This window comes from Kordiimonas gwangyangensis DSM 19435 = JCM 12864, assembly GCF_000375545.1.
Lineage (GTDB): Bacteria > Pseudomonadota > Alphaproteobacteria > Sphingomonadales > Kordiimonadaceae > Kordiimonas > Kordiimonas gwangyangensis.
On sequence record NZ_AQXF01000005.1, the window covers coordinates 188,994 to 204,822 of the forward strand.

The 15,829-nt window shown below is 56.5% G+C and carries 17 protein-coding genes; 9 read left to right on the forward strand and 8 right to left on the reverse strand.

Annotated elements, in window-relative coordinates; all coding sequences use genetic code 11:
• Window positions 1-92: 92 nt before the first annotated feature.
• A complete protein-coding gene (gene tldD / locus B150_RS0114965) occupies window positions 93-1,526 on the forward strand; it encodes a metalloprotease TldD (RefSeq protein ID WP_020400753.1) in 1,434 nt (477 codons plus the stop codon).
• On the opposite strand, the gene B150_RS0114970 is transcribed toward tldD, so the two are convergent.
• Entirely contained in the window at window positions 1,523-2,098 is a 576-nt protein-coding gene (locus tag B150_RS0114970; RefSeq protein WP_081611480.1) for a PAS domain-containing protein, read from the reverse strand. The genes tldD and B150_RS0114970 overlap by 4 nt on opposite strands.
• A 209-nt stretch (window positions 2,099-2,307) precedes the next feature.
• Between B150_RS0114970 and B150_RS0114975 the strand changes: the two genes are divergently transcribed.
• Entirely contained in the window at window positions 2,308-3,021 is a 714-nt protein-coding gene (locus B150_RS0114975; protein WP_162139712.1) for a transporter substrate-binding domain-containing protein, read from the forward strand.
• Here B150_RS0114975 and B150_RS0114980 read toward each other — a convergent pair.
• Window positions 2,999-3,694 (reverse strand): FMN-dependent NADH-azoreductase, encoded by a 696-nt coding sequence (locus B150_RS0114980; RefSeq protein ID WP_020400756.1) that lies wholly within the window; start codon window positions 3,692-3,694, stop codon window positions 2,999-3,001. The genes B150_RS0114975 and B150_RS0114980 overlap by 23 nt on opposite strands.
• A 127-nt stretch (window positions 3,695-3,821) precedes the next feature.
• On the opposite strand from B150_RS0114980, the gene B150_RS0114985 reads away from it, so the two are divergent.
• The gene (locus B150_RS0114985; protein ID WP_020400757.1) at window positions 3,822-4,715 is read left to right on the forward strand and encodes a LysR substrate-binding domain-containing protein; all 894 of its coding nucleotides are present in this window, start codon (window positions 3,822-3,824) and stop codon (window positions 4,713-4,715) included.
• Here B150_RS0114985 and B150_RS0114990 read toward each other — a convergent pair whose 3' ends face one another.
• Window positions 4,716-5,345, reverse strand: coding sequence for a CoA transferase subunit B (locus B150_RS0114990; protein ID WP_020400758.1), 630 nt, complete (start codon window positions 5,343-5,345; stop codon window positions 4,716-4,718).
• A complete protein-coding gene (locus tag B150_RS0114995) occupies window positions 5,345-6,049 on the reverse strand; it encodes a CoA transferase subunit A (protein WP_020400759.1) in 705 nt (234 codons plus the stop codon). The genes B150_RS0114990 and B150_RS0114995 overlap by 1 nt, the downstream gene beginning before the upstream one ends.
• A gap of 250 nt (window positions 6,050-6,299) precedes the next feature.
• Here B150_RS0114995 and B150_RS0115000 point away from each other — a divergent pair, with 250 nt between their 5' ends.
• From B150_RS0115000 to B150_RS0115010, 3 genes are all read left to right on the forward strand, one after another.
• On the forward strand, window positions 6,300-6,569 hold the full coding sequence (locus tag B150_RS0115000; RefSeq protein ID WP_020400760.1) for a hypothetical protein: 270 nt from the start codon (window positions 6,300-6,302) through the stop codon (window positions 6,567-6,569).
• Window positions 6,570-6,729: 160 nt separating this feature from the next.
• Window positions 6,730-7,452, forward strand: coding sequence for a glutathione S-transferase family protein (locus B150_RS0115005; protein ID WP_020400761.1), 723 nt, complete (start codon window positions 6,730-6,732; stop codon window positions 7,450-7,452).
• A gap of 11 nt (window positions 7,453-7,463) precedes the next feature.
• Window positions 7,464-8,180 (forward strand): glutathione S-transferase family protein, encoded by a 717-nt coding sequence (locus B150_RS0115010; protein ID WP_020400762.1) that lies wholly within the window; start codon window positions 7,464-7,466, stop codon window positions 8,178-8,180.
• 11 nt (window positions 8,181-8,191) lie between these two features.
• Here B150_RS0115010 and B150_RS0115015 read toward each other — a convergent pair whose 3' ends face one another.
• The 4 genes from B150_RS0115015 to ubiA form a co-directional block, all read right to left on the reverse strand.
• Window positions 8,192-8,623: a truncated hemoglobin gene (locus tag B150_RS0115015; protein WP_155860089.1), complete on the reverse strand. Its 432-nt coding sequence runs from the start codon at window positions 8,621-8,623 to the stop codon at window positions 8,192-8,194.
• A 49-nt stretch (window positions 8,624-8,672) separates the two neighbouring features.
• Entirely contained in the window at window positions 8,673-9,851 is a 1,179-nt protein-coding gene (locus tag B150_RS0115020) for a serine hydrolase domain-containing protein (RefSeq protein WP_020400764.1), read from the reverse strand.
• A gap of 140 nt (window positions 9,852-9,991) precedes the next feature.
• Window positions 9,992-10,525: an inorganic diphosphatase gene (ppa, locus tag B150_RS0115025; protein WP_020400765.1), complete on the reverse strand. Its 534-nt coding sequence runs from the start codon at window positions 10,523-10,525 to the stop codon at window positions 9,992-9,994.
• Window positions 10,526-10,587: 62 nt separating this feature from the next.
• Window positions 10,588-11,520, reverse strand: a complete 933-nt coding sequence (ubiA, locus tag B150_RS0115030; RefSeq protein ID WP_020400766.1) for a 4-hydroxybenzoate octaprenyltransferase — start codon at window positions 11,518-11,520, stop codon at window positions 10,588-10,590.
• A 120-nt stretch (window positions 11,521-11,640) separates the two neighbouring features.
• Between ubiA and B150_RS0115035 the strand changes: the two genes are divergently transcribed.
• The 3 genes from B150_RS0115035 to B150_RS0115045 all read left to right on the forward strand — a co-directional run bounded on the left by B150_RS0115035 (window position 11,641) and on the right by B150_RS0115045 (window position 15,815).
• Window positions 11,641-12,273, forward strand: coding sequence for a LysE family translocator (locus B150_RS0115035; protein WP_020400767.1), 633 nt, complete (start codon window positions 11,641-11,643; stop codon window positions 12,271-12,273).
• 97 nt (window positions 12,274-12,370) lie between these two features.
• Window positions 12,371-14,074, forward strand: coding sequence for a monovalent cation:proton antiporter-2 (CPA2) family protein (locus tag B150_RS0115040; protein ID WP_020400768.1), 1,704 nt, complete (start codon window positions 12,371-12,373; stop codon window positions 14,072-14,074).
• Between the two features lie 61 nt (window positions 14,075-14,135).
• Window positions 14,136-15,815, forward strand: a complete 1,680-nt coding sequence (locus B150_RS0115045; RefSeq protein WP_026168415.1) for an acyl-CoA dehydrogenase family protein — start codon at window positions 14,136-14,138, stop codon at window positions 15,813-15,815.
• Window positions 15,816-15,829: the final 14 nt, after the last annotated feature.

Below are 15,829 nucleotides of genomic sequence, written 5' to 3' on the forward strand. Positions count from 1 at the left end.
GCGGCAGGATATCATGTTAAACACCATCCGAGGGCAGAAAATGCGTCAATTCGCCGCAATTTTCCGCAGAAAACCAAGTGAGGAGTTTTTCCATGTCCGATGCCGCAGCGTCGCTCAACTTCTTTTTTAAAGAGTCAGACCTTGATGAGAGCCGCACAGAGGCACTCGTTGGCGAAACGCTTCACGGCATGGAAGACGGCGAATTATATCTAGAGGCCACACAATCCGAGTCTTTCACTTTCGATGACGGCAGGCTCAAATCGGCGAGCTTTGATTCAAGTCAAGGTTTCGGACTTCGTGCCGTTGCAGGCGAATCAACCGGGTACGCCCATTCAAATGAACTGTCCGAAGCCGCCATCCGGCGCGCTGGTGAAACCATTCGCGCGGTGAAGACGGGTAAAGACGGTCACATGAGCCTGGCCCCTGCCCGTACGAACAAGCAGCTGTATACAGACGACAACCCACTCGGCGGTATCGAGTTTGGTCGCAAGGTCAGGCTTCTTGAAGAGATTGATGCCTACGCCCGCGCGCAGGACGACCGTATAAGACAGGTGAGCGCGAGCCTTCTCGGCAGTTGGCAGGCGGTAGAGATTATCCGTGCCGACGGTCACCGGGTGCGCGACTTCCGCCCCCTCGTGCGCTTGAACGTTTCCGTGGTCATGGGCGATGGTGAGCGTCAGGAAGTCGGCTATGAAGGTTTGGGCGGCCGTGAATCATACGATTTCCTCTTTGACGAGGGGCATTGGCAGGCGCAGGTTAAGGAAGCGATCCGGCAGGCCGAAGTAAACTTGGCAAGTGTGGATGCGCCAGCCGGCGAGATGACCGTGGTTCTCGGCCCGGGCTGGCCCGGCGTACTACTTCACGAAGCTGTGGGTCACGGGCTAGAGGGTGACTTCAACCGTAAAAAGACTTCGGCCTTTGCAGGCCTCATGGGTGAACAAGTCGCGGCCAAGGGAATCACCGTGGTTGACGATGGTACCTTGACGGACAAACGGGGTAGCCTGACCGTGGACGATGAGGGCACGCCGACGGAACGCACGGTACTAATTGAGGACGGCGTGCTTAAGGGCTACATGCAGGACCGGCTGAACGCGCGACTGATGGGTATGACGCCCACAGGCAATGGCCGTCGCCAGAGTTTCGCCCACCAACCAATGCCGCGCATGACCAATACATTCATGCTCGCGGGCGACAAAGACCCGGCTGAGATCCTCGCGAGCGTTGACGACGGTCTCTATGCTGTCAACTTCGGTGGTGGTCAGGTGGATATCACATCCGGCAAGTTTGTTTTCTCATGCACGGAAGCCTACCGAGTACGCGGCGGCAAGATCATGGAGCCGGTTAAAGGCGCCACCCTCATCGGCAACGGGCCAGACGTGCTGAAGCGCGTGTCGATGATCGGCAATGACCTGAAACTTGATCGCGGCGTCGGAACTTGCGGAAAGGGCGGGCAAAGTGTTCCGGCGGGTGTTGGCCAACCAACGCTCCGCATTGACGGCATCACTGTGGGCGGTACAGCGGGCTAGGCTTCAAGCGCGCTATCCGGTTTGCCCGCACCTATATCGATGTAGCGAAACTGGTCAGAGAATTCGACATGGCTTTGGCGGCGGCGTTTGCGCTCGGCCGCCAGGCCTTGCACGCCAAGGACAGGCACCACCACCTGCATAATCTTCAAAACTGTATCCGGCTCGTCTGGCGCTATTGGCACGGAAACGCCCACAAAATCTTGACCTTCCACTGATGGCGTGGTCCAGACCGCCCCGGCCGGTTGTTCAACAAGGCTCCAAAGCCTGCGCGAACGAAGTCCTCTCACGCTGATATCAGTGATCTCAAGGTAGTTCATGCCGGTGAAGTCAAAACCGTAAATATCCTGATACAGACTGCCGGAAAAACGGAAGATAAAGCTGTCAGGCGCCTGCGCTTCGAGCAGCATCATACCCCGCATCAGGTCAGGCAAATCGTTTGTTTTGATCTGGCTGCGAAGCGGCATCAACTCTCGCCCGCGCCACCGGCACCACGCCTTCAGCACGTCTGAAATTGCAGAGCGTTCAGCGAACGGCGGCAGTTGGTCAAATATACTGTTTTGTGCGGCGCTCATAAGATATTAACCGGTTCTGGCCTACTAATAACCACTTAAAACGCGGCTCAAGCATGCGGGAAGGCGCCCAAAGCCGCAAGTGATTTGAATTCAGGCTTGATCATCGAAACGAAATCGTCAAGTGTATGCCCCGCTATCCGTGTGGGGCGGTTCGGAAAGTAGGAATGAAGTTTCCTTTGTTGTTTGCAGGTCTGGTTTCTTTGTGGAGCTTGTCAGCTTTAGCTGACGAAAAGCCTTCGCTCGCGGTAACCTATTACCATTATCCCCCGCACCTTCTTGTGGTGGACGGTAAACCCGCAGGCCTCTACGCCGAACAAGTGGAAAAGATCGCTACAGCAGCCGGCTTCGATGTCGCGTGGCAACCTTCCAGTATTGATGAAGAAGCACGGATGCTTGATGACGGCCGCCGCCTAATTTGCACAACTGGCCGCTTGCGCACCCCTGACCGCGCTGCGGTCTGGAGCTTCCTGCCCTATATTTTTGATGTGGTTCCCGGTGACCTCGTGGTCGCTGACCCCACACAGGCGGACAAGATCAGAACGCATGGCTCGCTCGTCAATCTTGTGCGGGACAAGTCGCTGATCGGTGCCCTCCTTGAGAGCGGTGTATATGGGCAGGAGGTTGACACTGTCCTTGCTTCTGAAAAGCCACGCTGGATTCTACGCACTGGTAAAACCGACCTTCAACTTCTGAACATGGTTGTTGCGGGCCGCGCACACTATGCAATCGTACCGGAAGACCAATGGCATTTCGCGATGGACGAAAACCCGGAGATTGCAAACCTGAAACCCATTCACGGTGTCGGCACGATGCCTTCGCTGCCCATCTTCATCGCTTGTAGCCGCGGGCTCCCCAAAAGCACGCTGAATGCCCTTGGGGACGCCATGGCCAACCTTGGCTTTACATACCAGCCGCTAGAGTAGTGTTGCTGTCGCCGCACAACTGACGAACGAGCGCTTCGATTTCCTGCTCAGCAGCACTCAGCGATGCCTCAAGCTTCTCACCGCCATATTCGTCGTATTCTGCGGCTACCATATGCACATCCTGCACGCCAATATAGGCAAACGCAGTTTTGATGGCTGGCTCCACATGGTTGCTAGACTCAAGTGGGCCTCCGGCACCGTATCCCACGTCCCCGCGGGATGAGAGCAGCACCAGTTTCTTGCCTTCCGTCAACATTGGCCAGTAGCTGACATCTGCGCCACTGCGTTCGAAACCGAACGTGCGCCCTACCCTTACGATATTGTCGATATAGGCCTTGAACTGCGCAGGCATGCCAAAATTATACATTGGCACACCAACGACCACGATATCCGCAGCCATAAGCTCATCCACAAGTTCGTCGCTTTCCCGGAGCACGTCATGCATCCATGGTTCCCTGTCCGCTGCTTTCGTGAAAGCAGCATGAATCCACTCTCCTGTGACGGGCTGCGGCGGCATTGCACCGACATCACGGTACACCACTTTATCCTCAGGGCGTGAGGCGCGCCAACCTTCCATGAAACGTGCGCTGAGGCGGCGGGAGTGGGAGCCATACCGCTCCTGATCCGACCGGCCGAGCCGGGCACTGGCATCAATGTGAAGAAGGGTCGTCATAACATAATCCTCTCGGTCTATAATCGGCCAGATGGCTCAATTGTGTTTTTCCGTGAGGCTTATGTTTGTGCTATTGCCCATCTAACAAACTCTATATTCTCAGCCAACAGATGAGTATAGTTCATTCATGAGAAGGCTACCCCCACTCCCCGCCATCCGTGCGTTCGAAGCCGCGGCTAGGCTGCAAAGTTTCAAGGAAGCTGGGCGGGAACTGGGCGTAACTCCCACGGCTATCAGTCATCAGATCAAATCGCTTGAGGGCATCCTGCAGACGCAGCTTTTCATCCGACAGATTCGGAAGGTGGAGCTAACTCCGGCTGGCGCACAGCTCTACCCAGCGTGTGGTGAGGCGCTTGATCTGATTGCAGAAGCCGTTGGTAAACTCAGGCCAAACACGAGCCGCCGCAATGTAGTACTTTCTGTCACCAGCAGTTTCATGACGCAGTGGCTCATGCCTCGGTTGTCAGAATTCGCAGAGGCCCATCCCAGCATCAACTTGCAGCTCCATGCTTCAGAGACCGTAGTGCCCTTGGGTAGCGGCATCGCAGATATCGCGGTGCGCTATGGGCCCGCGCCTCAAGGCGAGATGATGCACGCTTTCTTGTTCCAAGATTGCTTCGCACCGGTATGTAGCCCCCTACTCCCCATACCAGACCTTGAACACGCCGCTGATGTGCCACGGATATCCAGCCGCTGGCACAAACCCGACAGCAAGACGCCCACTTGGTCGCGCTGGTTCAGTGCTGCGGGGCTCAAGGTGCCAGATGGCGCGCCAGCCCTGAGCTTCGATGATGACACGCACGCGGCACAAGCTGCAATAGCCGGGCGCGGCATGGCGCTTTTGAGTGTGCGGATGATGAGCAAGGAGATTGCGGAAGGGCTTCTTGTTCGCCCTTATGAGCCAAGCCTAGAAGGCCATGGGCATTATGCGCTTTATCCGGCGAACGCACGCAAAAAGAATGACATCGAAGCAGTGCAGGGCTGGCTTGTCCAGGCCACCGCACCGCTTCGAGAGATTTGATTATTGGACGATGGTCGCTTCGGTTGCCGCTTTGACGTCATCCATGGTGACGCCGTCAGCAAGCTCAACTACCTTGAGGCCGCCTTCAACCACATCAAAGACGCCGAGGCCGGTGATGATGCGGTCCACCACCTGCGTGCCCGTGAGCGGCAGGGTGCAGGCCTTCAGGAGCTTCGAGGCGCCCGCCTTATTGGTGTGATCCATGATCACCACCACGCGCTTGACGCCAGCCACAAGATCCATCGCGCCGCCCATGCCCTTGACCATCTTGCCCGGGATCATCCAGTTAGCGAGGTCACCGTTCTCCGCCACTTCCATGGCACCAAGGATCGAGAGGTCAATATGACCACCACGGATCATGCCGAAGCTGTCCGCGGATGAGAAATAGCTTGAGGTCGGCAGTTCAGTGATCGTCTGCTTGCCGGCGTTGATGAGGTCCGGGTCAACCTCGTCCTCATAGGGGAATGGGCCCATGCCCAGCATGCCGTTCTCGCTCTGGAGCGTGACTTCCATGCCCTCAGGGATATAGTTGGCCACAAGCGTCGGGATACCGATGCCGAGGTTCACGTAGAAGCCGTCTTCAAGTTCACGTGCCGCGCGGGCGGCCATCTGGTTACGATCCCAAGCCATTAGACTGCCTCCCTTTCACGAACAGTGCGCTGCTCGATGCGTTTCTCGAACGTGCCTTTCACAATACGCTGCACAAAAATACCTGGCGTGTGGATGTGGTCAGGGTCCAGTTCACCCGGCTGCACCAGTTCTTCAACCTCGGCCACCGTCACCTTGCCGGCGGTTGCCATCATCGGGTTGAAGTTACGTGCGGTCTTGCGGAAGATGAGGTTGCCTTCGGTGTCGCCCTTCCAGGCTTTCACGATTGAGACATCAGCTGTCAGGCCGGTCTCGAGGATAAAGGTCTCGCCACCAAAATCCTTGTGTTCCTTACCTTCGGCGATGAGCGTGCCCACACCGGTCTTGGTGTAGAAGCCCGGAATACCTGCGCCACCTGCGCGAATACGCTCGGCAAGCGTGCCCTGCGGGTTGAACTCAAGCTGCAGCTCGCCGTCAAGGTACTGACGCTCGAACTCCTTGTTCTCACCCACATAGGACGAGACCATCTTGGCGATCTGTTTGGCGTCCAGAAGCACGCCAAGGCCGAAACCGTCGACACCGCAGTTGTTGGAAATGACTGTCAGGCCTGAAACGCCGGACTTGTGGACAGCCGCGATCAGGTTCTCCGGAATACCGCAAAGCCCGAAGCCGCCAGCCATCATGGTCATGCCGTCAAACAGCAGACCATCCAGCGCAGCTTCCGCGCTCTCATATACTTTTTTCATGCAAACCTCCCGAACAGGAATTGGGGATCAGGGGACCGCCTGAAGGCGCTCTAAGGCCTTAAATACAGCCAAATGCGTCCCTAGCGTGACCGTTGCCAATCGACATACCGCTAAATAGTTTCATTTGCAACAATATCGAAAAGCTGCGGTTTCTTTCTGAGGCATCTTGATGCCTTTGTTAAGCCACATTATGTGTATGCTATAAATAGACAAGCGCTATAGCGCATTTGACAGCGATTGGAGACTAGGCATGGTACGCCTGTTGTGCCGCCTGATAGGTACATTTTTCTGTTTGTTCGGCATTCTTGGAATGCTGACACCGATTCCGTTCGGCATCATCTTTTTCGTGATCGGGCTCATGTTTCTCATCCCCAGCACGCCGTCGGTTGCCCGTCTTGTTCGGGGCGCGCGGGCGCGTGTTGGCCTTTTTGATCGCGCCATGCATGCCGCAACTCGGGTAGCACCTGCCCCTTATCGTCGCGTCCTCCGCCAAACCGAAATTGGCGGCTACGACTGGTAGTTACCGCCTACTTCATTCGGCACCACTCTATTTTTCCCCTTACATTTCAGTCGCTTGATGCGACTTTTAATATTCTTCCATTCGTTGCTGACATTTTTTGTCAGTAGGCGTTGGCTAGGTTTGTCCTCGACGCCCGATCACGATAGCGAGGATAATCAAAATGACAGTGAAACTTCAGCTTTGCGCCTTCCCAACCGGTGAAGGCATGTTCAACCTGAGCCCTTTCTGCACTAAAGCGGACATCCTTTTAAAAATGGCGGAAGTCGACTACGAACTCGTGGTCCCTGAAGACTTCAAGGCCTATTCAAAACAAAAGCTCCCTGTGCTTATTGACGCCAGCGAGGTGATTGAAGACAGCGAAATGATCCGTGCGCACCTTGAGCAAAAACATGGTGCCAACTTCAGCCGCCATCTGGCAAAAGTGCAGCGCGCCATCGGCCATAGCTTGTGCCGCATGGTAGAGGAACGCACACGGTATGCACTGCTGCATGCACGCTGGGCAACGGATGATGGTTGGGCACAGACCAAAGCGATCTTTTTTGCACAAGCACCGGACGAGATTGCCAACGCTGTGCGGGAGCGTGTCCGCGAAACCCTGTATCTGGACGGGTTCGGGCGGCACAGCGACGCGGAGATCAAGGCCTTTGTCCGTGAGGATCTTTCCGCGCTTTCCATCATACTCGGCAGTGATGACTGGTTCTTTGGCCGTGAGCCTAGCTTTGTTGACGCCTGTGTGCTGGGCCTGCTGGCCAACTTCTACGCATCGCCGATCAAAACCTGGACCGCTGACATGGTAGCTGAATTTGCCACCCTCAAGACCTATGTCGAACGTGGCTTGGCACGTTGGTACCCCGCATCCCATGCACTCCTTATGGCTGCGTAAGGACTAGAGCCATGACCGACCGCACACTTTACGTCTTCCCGACAGACCCTGGCGCGTTCAATCTCAGCCCGTTTTGCACGAAAGCTGAGATTTTACTACAACTAGCGGGCTTGACGTACGAGCTAAAAGTACCCGATGACCACACGGCCTTTCCAAAACAAAAGCTCCCTGTCCTGATGGACGGGGAGACCATGGTGGAAGATTCAGAATTTATCAGATGGCATCTGCAGGAAAAATATAACGCCAGCTTTTTGGGTACCACCCATGCGAACAAGCGCGCGCTTCAGAGCGCCTTGTGCCGCATGCTGGAAAACCATACCTACCTGCTTCTGGTGTATACCCGCTGGGTCGACGCCAAGGGCTGGGCGCTGACGAGGGCCCATTTCTTCGGCGAGCTTGATGACGCCATTGCGGAAGGAATTCGCGGCCAGATGCGAAAGTGTTTTGACCACAGCCTTCTTTCCAGGCACGAAGCGGAAGATCTGAGAGCGATGCTGGATGCGGACCTTCATACGCTGGCCTGTGCGCTCGGCGAAAACCCCTATTTCTGTGGCGAAGCACCCGGCATCACCGACGCAATAGCATTTGGAATATTGGTCAATTTCCTTGAAGCGCCCGAGCAAACCTGGGCGAAGGAGCTGGTAGGATCACACGCCAATATCACCCAATATGTCGCAAGGGGGCTGAAAGAATGGTATCCGCACTACAGCAGGCAAGCCGCCGCATAGCGGCTTGTTTGTCAGCGGTTAAGCACGGCATCCTTGAGGCTGGCTGCGGCCGCTACGATTTCAGCGACCTTTTCAGCCTCAAGTCCCAAATCCTCAAGTGAGGATTGCAGGTGTGATGCCACGGCATCAAAATGCGTTTCATTGAGGCCGTGCTTGCGCACCAAAGTCTTGTGGCTCATGCGCATATAACTCTCGGCCCCGATGCTTTCACCTTTCAAAACAGTGGTCAGAAACCAGCTTTGTTTACGGTAATAGTCATCCTGAGAGATATGATCGAAAAAACGGTTCAGGAGCGGGTCCGCCATCATTTTAGCGTGGAATAGCACCACCGCTTGATCAACTGCCGCCTTGCCGCCAATCTGTTCGTAGAGGCTCATTCGTCCCGTCCACTGCATTGCCTGATGTGCCGGAGCACAAATTCCAACCGACACAATATCCAGCAAATATTAACAAACCCCTGAGCTTCTACAATTTTTAAGTGAAAGGTTCCAGTCACTTACTTCTCAGCGATGCATATTCCCAACTCCAGGGCAAACCCGTTGGGCCCAGCGCTTTCTCGAATATCTGCGGGAATATCAGGTCACCTTTCGCGGCATTCGACATCAGCAATACACAGCGGTTTCTCTCGAGCAGACAAACCATCAGGTTATCTGTTTTCTCATTGTGCCCGCCCTTCACAAAGCCGCGACCTTGCGGGCCCTTCCAATTGACGGTTCCAACCCCCGCAGACAGATCAATCTCACGATTGGGACCGTACGAGGTGGCATCAAGCGTTGGAAACTGGTGCCGTGAGGTGATTGGAAACCCCGAACCCACAAGTTCAGCAAATGCCGCGTCAGAGAGCAACTGGCCTCCCATAAGTGCGGCGACCCACGCAGCAAGATCATTCGGGGTTGTATCCATCGAGCCTGCCGCGCGTGCGTTCGACTGCATATTGTGCCTCAGGTTTTCACCCTCCGCGCTGTAGCCGTGGGTATAGTTTGGCATAAAATCATCCCGCCACGTGAGGCTCGTACGGGTCATGTCGAGCGGGTCAAAGAAACGCCGCTGCAACTCGCTCGCGGTTTCCCGCCCCGTTGCCTCCTCGACCACAAGCTGTGCGATGTAATACCCCTCCCCCGAGTAGCCGTAGCGCTCATCGGGGTCGAAGAAAAACTGCAGTTTGCGCCCGCGGTCGAATGTACCCTCCGGTGAGAAAAACCGGTAATTGGGCAGGCCAGTTGTATGAGACAATAGCATCCGCAAGGTCAACTTCTGCCAGCGCGGGTCACCTTTGAGGTCGGTATAGTTCTCGAGAATGGAACCTCCGTCACCGGTGTACTCAGGCAGCGGCTTCTTGAGGTAAGTACCGATTGGCACATCAAGGTCTAGCGCCCCCTCATCCACCAACTGCAGCACATAAACGGCAAACACGAGCTTAGTAAGCGACGCAGCATACATCACCGTGTCTTTGTTCAGCTCCAGCCCTTCTTCCACCTTGGCATAGCCATATGTTTTCTGGACTTTAACCTCACCATCTTCAATCAGGACGTAGGCAAGACCAGGCACATTGTGCTCGGCCATCAAATCCCTGATCAGATCGTCTGTCGCTGGATCAATGGGGTCGGCGCAGGCGCCCGCAGTTGCGCACATCAGGCTGGCGGCGGCGAGCAGAGTTTTTATTGTTTTCAAGTCTTCCTCCTGTCGGTTGATAGGTAAAGTCTTGGAAAGTCATGCCATGCCTACAAGGTGAATATTGCGGAATATCGCCCCTGAATGCAAAAAAGCCCGGCGATTGAGCCGGGCTTTTCCGAATTCTTTGAAGCGCGTGCTTATTTTGCTGCGGCTTCTGCTTTGATACCTTCTTCAATGAGTGAAGCTGCTTTTTCCGGGCCTTCCCAGCCCACAACTTTTACCCACTTGCCTTTTTCAAGGTCTTTGTAGTGCTCGAAGAAGTGCGATATCTGCGCAAGGAAGATTTCCGGCAGTTCATCGTAGCTTTTCACTTTGCTGTAGAAGGGGTGCAGCTTGTCCACTGGCACCATCAGCAGCTTCTCGTCCATGCCAGCTTCGTCTTCCATGATCAGAACACCAAGCGGACGGCAGCGCACAACAGCGCCCGGCATGATCGGCGTACGGTTCGCAAGCAGAACGTCAACCGGGTCACCATCGTCGGCCAGCGTGTGCGGGATGAAGCCATAGTTGCAGGGATAGCGCATGCTGGTGTGCATGATGCGGTCAACAAACAGTGCGCCGGATTCTTTATCCAGCTCGTATTTCACCGGTTCGGTACCAGCAGGAACTTCGATGATGACGTTCACGTCCCAAGGGGCATTTTCGCCAACGGGAATTTTTTTGATATCCATGGATTGGGGTCCTTGGCCTTAAAGAATGGTTGGGGAGAAGCCCTTGCACCACACCTTCTGGGTCAGGCTGTGAGCTGCCCGACAATGAGCGCCACAAAAACGATCCAGCCGAATGCGATGTTCGAGCGGAAAACTTTCAAACAGAGGCCAGCATCGTCAATATCGACCCGCACCACCTGTGCGCCGAGGTGAAGCCCCGCAAGCGCGATGCCGATGTAATAGAAAAATCCAAGATTGGCAAGGCTTCCCGCAACGATGAGCGCAATTATAAAAAGACTGTAAAACAGCACAAGCGCCGGTTTGGTCTGCGCGCCGAGCGTAAGCGCAGTCGACTTCACGCCGATCAGCGCGTCATCGTCCTTGTCCTGGTGGGCATAGATGGTGTCGTAGCCGAGCGTCCAGAAGAGCGCCCCGAAGTAAAGCACCAGGGGCGCGGCCGACAGCTCGCCCTGCACCGTGGCCCAGCCCACCAGCACGCCCCAGTTGAACGTCAGGCCAAGCCAAGCCTGTGGCCAACCGGTGATGCGCTTCATAAACGGGTAAGCCGCCACCATCAGCAGCGACCCCAGCCCGACCATGATGGCAAAAGCCCCAAGTTGCAGCAGAACAGCAAGGCCGATCAGGCACTGGAATACAAGGAATGCCCAAGCCTGTTTGATGGTCACCTCACCCGCTGGAATGGGGCGTGTCCGTGTGCGGGCGACCGCCGCGTCAAAATCCTTGTCGATGATATCATTATAGGTACAGCCCGCCCCGCGCATTGCAAGCGCACCAATACCGAAAATGGCAAGCAGATATGCATGATACAGCGTGAAACCGCTACCAACTGCAAGCGCGAGGGACCACCAGCACGGCCACAACAGCAGCCACGTGCCCACCGGCCGGTCCATCCGGGCGAGCTTTAGGTATGGCCGCCAGGCCTTGGGCGCCTGCCGGTATACCCAGCTTCCCTCTACCGCATCAGCGGTGATCACCACATCATGTTCTGGTCGCATTGTCATGCCCATGGCGTTACGGTGTCGCGCTTCAGCTGTCAAGAAAACTGCTGCCTCCCCTTGCCCTTCATGCCTATTCGTGTGTTTAGTTTGGAAAAGCAGAACAGTGAGGAACTCATCATGTCTTTTGAACTGTGGCTCTCCTTCGCCATCGCAAGCGCCGTGCTTGTTGCCATGCCTGGCCCTACAGTCATGATGGTGGTCAGCTTTGCACTCAGCAAGGGGCCGCGGGCAATTCCAGCAAGCACACTTGGTGTTGCGGCAGCCGATTTCACAGCCATGACACTGTCGCTGATTGGTGCGGGTGCGCTTCTCGCGGCCAGTGCGTTTCTGTTCACGGTGGTGAAATATATTGGCGCGGCCTACCTTATTTACCTCGGTGTCAAGATGTGGCGAAGCGCGAACAGTACTGCGGCCCTTGAGTTCGCTGCGAATGAGATCGGGCGTGATAAGCAGGTATTCTGGCGCTGTTACATTGTGACCGTGCTTAACCCAAAGGGTATCGTGTTTTTCACCGCTTTCCTGCCGCAGTTCATCAACCAGCATGAAGCGCTGGTGCCACAATTCCTTATTCTGGAAGCTACCTTTATTGGGCTCGCGAGCCTAAATACCGTGCTTTGGGCGCTTGCCGCAGGCAGCCTGCGCGCAAGGTTTGCCCGACCCGGCTTCAAAAAGGTGGTCGAGCGCGCGGGTGGCGGTTTCCTCATCGGCGCCGGCCTCCTCACCGCCCTCAGCCGCCGCACCGCGGCCTAACAAAGCTGGCAAACATGCTTTACGCGTGATCGGACGGTGTTTACAATTGGGTGCGCGCACGTCCTAACCTTATTTACTCAATGGATTTTTTCTGGCCATGCATACCGATACCTCGCTTGTTGAAATCCTTAGTCTCATGGCCGTTGCCGTGGTGGCGGCGACCGTGTTCGGGCGCCTCGGTTTTGGTGCCATTCTTGGGTATCTCGTTGGCGGCATGATCATCGGCCCATGGGGCCTTGGGCTCATACATGACCCTACCCAAATCGCCCACATCGGCGAATTTGGTGTGGTATTCCTGCTGTTCATCATCGGCATTGAGCTCAAGCCGGCACGCCTTTGGGTAATGCGGCGGCAAGTGTTTGGCCTTGGCTCCCTGCAGCTTCTTGTCTGTGGTGCAGTCCTCTCGTTTCTCGCTTTCTATACGCTGGACCTGATGCCTGGCGCCGCCGCGCTGGTCGGCCTTGGCCTCGGGCTGTCTTCCACCGCCTTCGGTGTACAGTTACTGGCCGCAAAAAATCAGCTTTCGAGCCAATGGGGACGGGCCGGATTTTCGATCCTCCTATTGCAAGACTTGGCTGTGGTGCCACTGCTGGCACTGGTGCCGCTGCTGGCCCAGGGTGAAGTCACGGTGGGTGCCTCCTTCGGGCTTGCCATCCTTGAGACACTTGCCATTCTGGCAGGCGTGGTCATCGCGGGCCGGCTTGCCATCAACCCTCTCTTCCGCATGGTTGCCACGATCAAAACGCCGGAAGTTTTCACCGGCTTCGCCCTGTTGCTTGTGCTTGGGTTTGGCTGGTTCATGGAAAGTGTCGGCCTTTCTATGGCCATGGGGGCGTTCATCGCCGGCCTGCTGATGGCCGAAAGCGAATTTCGCCATCAGGTAGAAGTTGACATCATGCCGTTCCGCGGCCTGCTGCTTGGCCTCTTTTTCATGGCCGTCGGCATGGGTATCAACTTCGGCACGCTCGCAGACCAGACTTGGCTTATTCTTGGCATGCTGGCGGTACTGCTGGTCCTGAAAGCCGTCATCATCACCGGCCTCGTGCGCCTGATGGGCTACACTGTGCCGGAGGGCATAAAAGTTGGTGCACTGCTGGCACAAGCTGGAGAATTTGGCTTTGTGCTATTCACTTACGCGAAGGCAGAAGGTGTGCTTTCTGGCGAACTTGTGGAAGTACTGTCCGCCGTCATTGCCCTATCGATGGCCGTCACGCCGCTTTTGTTCGCGCTTGGCATACGTCTTTCCCGCCGCATGACCCACGAAAAGGCAGCGGCACTGCCAACACCAAACGAAAGCGAAGATGCGCGAAAGCAGGTTATTATTGCGGGCTTTGGACGGGTGGGGGAAACCATCGCCCGCATCCTGTCGGACCTTGATATCCCGTTCACGGCCGTTGACCTTGACCCGGTGCATGTTAAACACGCGCGCGACTGCGGTTATAAGGCGGTATACGGCGATGCCGCACGCCCGGAAATACTGCGTGCTGTGGGGGCAGACCGCGCGGCACTGCTGGTGATCACGCTTGACGACCCCAAAGCGGCCGAGCGCATGATCCTGAGTGCGCGCAGGGAGTGTGCAACATTGCCCACCTACGTGCGCACCCATAATGCCACGGCCGCCCGTGCCCTTCGCGCGCTAGGCGCGACCCACACGGTACCTGAAACCCTGGAAGCAAGCCTCAGCCTTGGGGCAGAAGTTGCGCGCGCCCTCGACGCAGACCAAGACGATGTGAATACCGTCATTCAAGCCCTCAGGGCTGACGACTACCGCGCACTTGTTCCCGAAACGGTTAAAGAATAGCGCTGGAAAACAAGCTCGTTAGGGCTAGTTTATGGTGATGTATCCGACAGCGGGGGAAGCCATGACAAAAGCCTTTGAAACCCATCAGGTATTCAACCAGCCACCGATTTATGACGGTGTGGACCTTTATACGAGCGACTTGCCGCTGGTGGCCGCTATCAAGGCTGAAGGTGCCGATTGGGCGAACGCCGAACTGTCCGCCTTTGGCAAAAGTATCGGCACAGCGGAGGAGTTTCATCAAGGGCACCTCGCGAACAAACATCTGCCGGAGTTGAACCTGTTTGATAATCAGGGCTTCCGTGCGGATAGTGTGGAGTTTCACCCAAGCTATCACCACTTCATGGCACGGTCGAAAGAAGCGGGCATTCACTGCGGCGCGTTTGACAGCCTCGCGCAGGACGACCGCCGCAAACATGACGGCGTTGGCCCCGTACGCGCCGCCAAGCATTACATCATGAGCCAGGTTGAGGCAGGCCACATCTGCCCCATCACTATGACCCATGCGGCAATCCCGGCGCTCCAGAACCAGCCGGATCTGTTTGACCAACTCAAGAATAAACTACTCTCCCGCGCCTACGACCCGCGCTTCATTCCCATTGAACAGAAAAGCGGCATCACCGTGGGCATGGGCATGACAGAAAAGCAGGGCGGCACAGATGTCCGCGCCAACACCACAACAGCTAAGCCTGTGGGTTCTGGTGGTGCGGGCGAACGCTACCTGATCACCGGGCACAAATGGTTCATGTCAGCTCCCATGTGCGACGCGTTCCTTGTGCTGGCACAAACAGATGAAAAGCTCTCGGTCTTCTTTGTGCCGCGCTTCCGCGCAGATGGCAGCATGAACAGTCTTCGCTTCCAGCGGCTCAAGAACAAGCTTGGCAACAAGTCCAACGCGTCATCGGAAGTCGAATTCCATGAAGCGGAAGGCATCCTTATTGGGGATGAGGGCCGCGGTATCGCCAATATCATGACCATGGCCAACTATACCCGGCTTGATTGTGCGCTCGGTTCAGCCGGGCTGATGCGTCAGGCGCTCAGCCGCGCGGTGCACCACGCCAGCTACCGCACCGTATTCCAGCGCAAGCTGATTGACCAACCCATGATGGCCGCCCTTCTGGCCGACATGTGCTTGGAGGTGACAGCCGCCACCCACCTTGCGATGCGCCTCGCGGGCTCCTACGAGCGCATGGAAGACGGCGGCGAGGACAGCGCCTATGCCCGCCTCATGACGCCGGTGACTAAATACTGGGTCACGAAGCGCGGCCCCACCCTTGCTTACGAGGCAATGGAAGTACATGGCGGCAACGGCTATGTAGAGGACGGTGTGCTGGCGCGCATCTACCGCGAGCTGCCGGTCAACTCCATCTGGGAAGGTTCGGGCAGCGTGATGTGCCTTGACCTGATGCGTGTCGCCATGCGGGAGCGGGACGCGTTCGAAGCCGGCATCAAATGGCTTGGTGGTGGCATGGGCCATGCGCCCACCTATGACACAGCCTACAAGGAACTGGCGACGCTTCTTTCATCCGGCACCATGCCGGAAGCACAGGGCCGCTGGCTCACGGAGCGTATCGCGACACTCGCCGCGGCACGCCTCCTTATGGAACGCGCGCCAGACCACGTCGCCCGCGCCTATATCGCCACCCGCCTTGACGGCAGTGGGCGGCACGGCAGTTACGGTTGCCTGCCTGACTTTATTGACACCCGCGCGGTAATTGAGGAAACCGTTAGCCTTGGCATCTAATAAACGAGGCAACG

Coding starts and splice junctions, on each gene's coding strand:
- B150_RS0115035 (WP_020400767.1), top strand. CDS start 11,641: ATGTCTTTTGAACTGTGGCTCTCCTTCGCCATCGCAAGCGCCGTGCTT.
- B150_RS0115040 (WP_020400768.1), top strand. CDS start 12,371: ATGCATACCGATACCTCGCTTGTTGAAATCCTTAGTCTCATGGCCGTT.
- B150_RS0115005 (WP_020400761.1), top strand. CDS start 6,730: ATGACAGTGAAACTTCAGCTTTGCGCCTTCCCAACCGGTGAAGGCATG.
- B150_RS0115045 (WP_026168415.1), top strand. CDS start 14,136: ATGACAAAAGCCTTTGAAACCCATCAGGTATTCAACCAGCCACCGATT.
- B150_RS0114985 (WP_020400757.1), top strand. CDS start 3,822: ATGAGAAGGCTACCCCCACTCCCCGCCATCCGTGCGTTCGAAGCCGCG.
- tldD (WP_020400753.1), top strand. CDS start 93: ATGTCCGATGCCGCAGCGTCGCTCAACTTCTTTTTTAAAGAGTCAGAC.
- B150_RS0114970 (WP_081611480.1), bottom strand. CDS start 2,098: ATGAGCGCCGCACAAAACAGTATATTTGACCAACTGCCGCCGTTCGCT.
- ppa (WP_020400765.1), bottom strand. CDS start 10,525: ATGGATATCAAAAAAATTCCCGTTGGCGAAAATGCCCCTTGGGACGTG.
- B150_RS0115000 (WP_020400760.1), top strand. CDS start 6,300: ATGGTACGCCTGTTGTGCCGCCTGATAGGTACATTTTTCTGTTTGTTC.
- B150_RS0114980 (WP_020400756.1), bottom strand. CDS start 3,694: ATGACGACCCTTCTTCACATTGATGCCAGTGCCCGGCTCGGCCGGTCG.
- B150_RS0114995 (WP_020400759.1), bottom strand. CDS start 6,049: ATGAAAAAAGTATATGAGAGCGCGGAAGCTGCGCTGGATGGTCTGCTG.
- B150_RS0115010 (WP_020400762.1), top strand. CDS start 7,464: ATGACCGACCGCACACTTTACGTCTTCCCGACAGACCCTGGCGCGTTC.
- ubiA (WP_020400766.1), bottom strand. CDS start 11,520: ATGCGACCAGAACATGATGTGGTGATCACCGCTGATGCGGTAGAGGGA.
- B150_RS0114990 (WP_020400758.1), bottom strand. CDS start 5,345: ATGGCTTGGGATCGTAACCAGATGGCCGCCCGCGCGGCACGTGAACTT.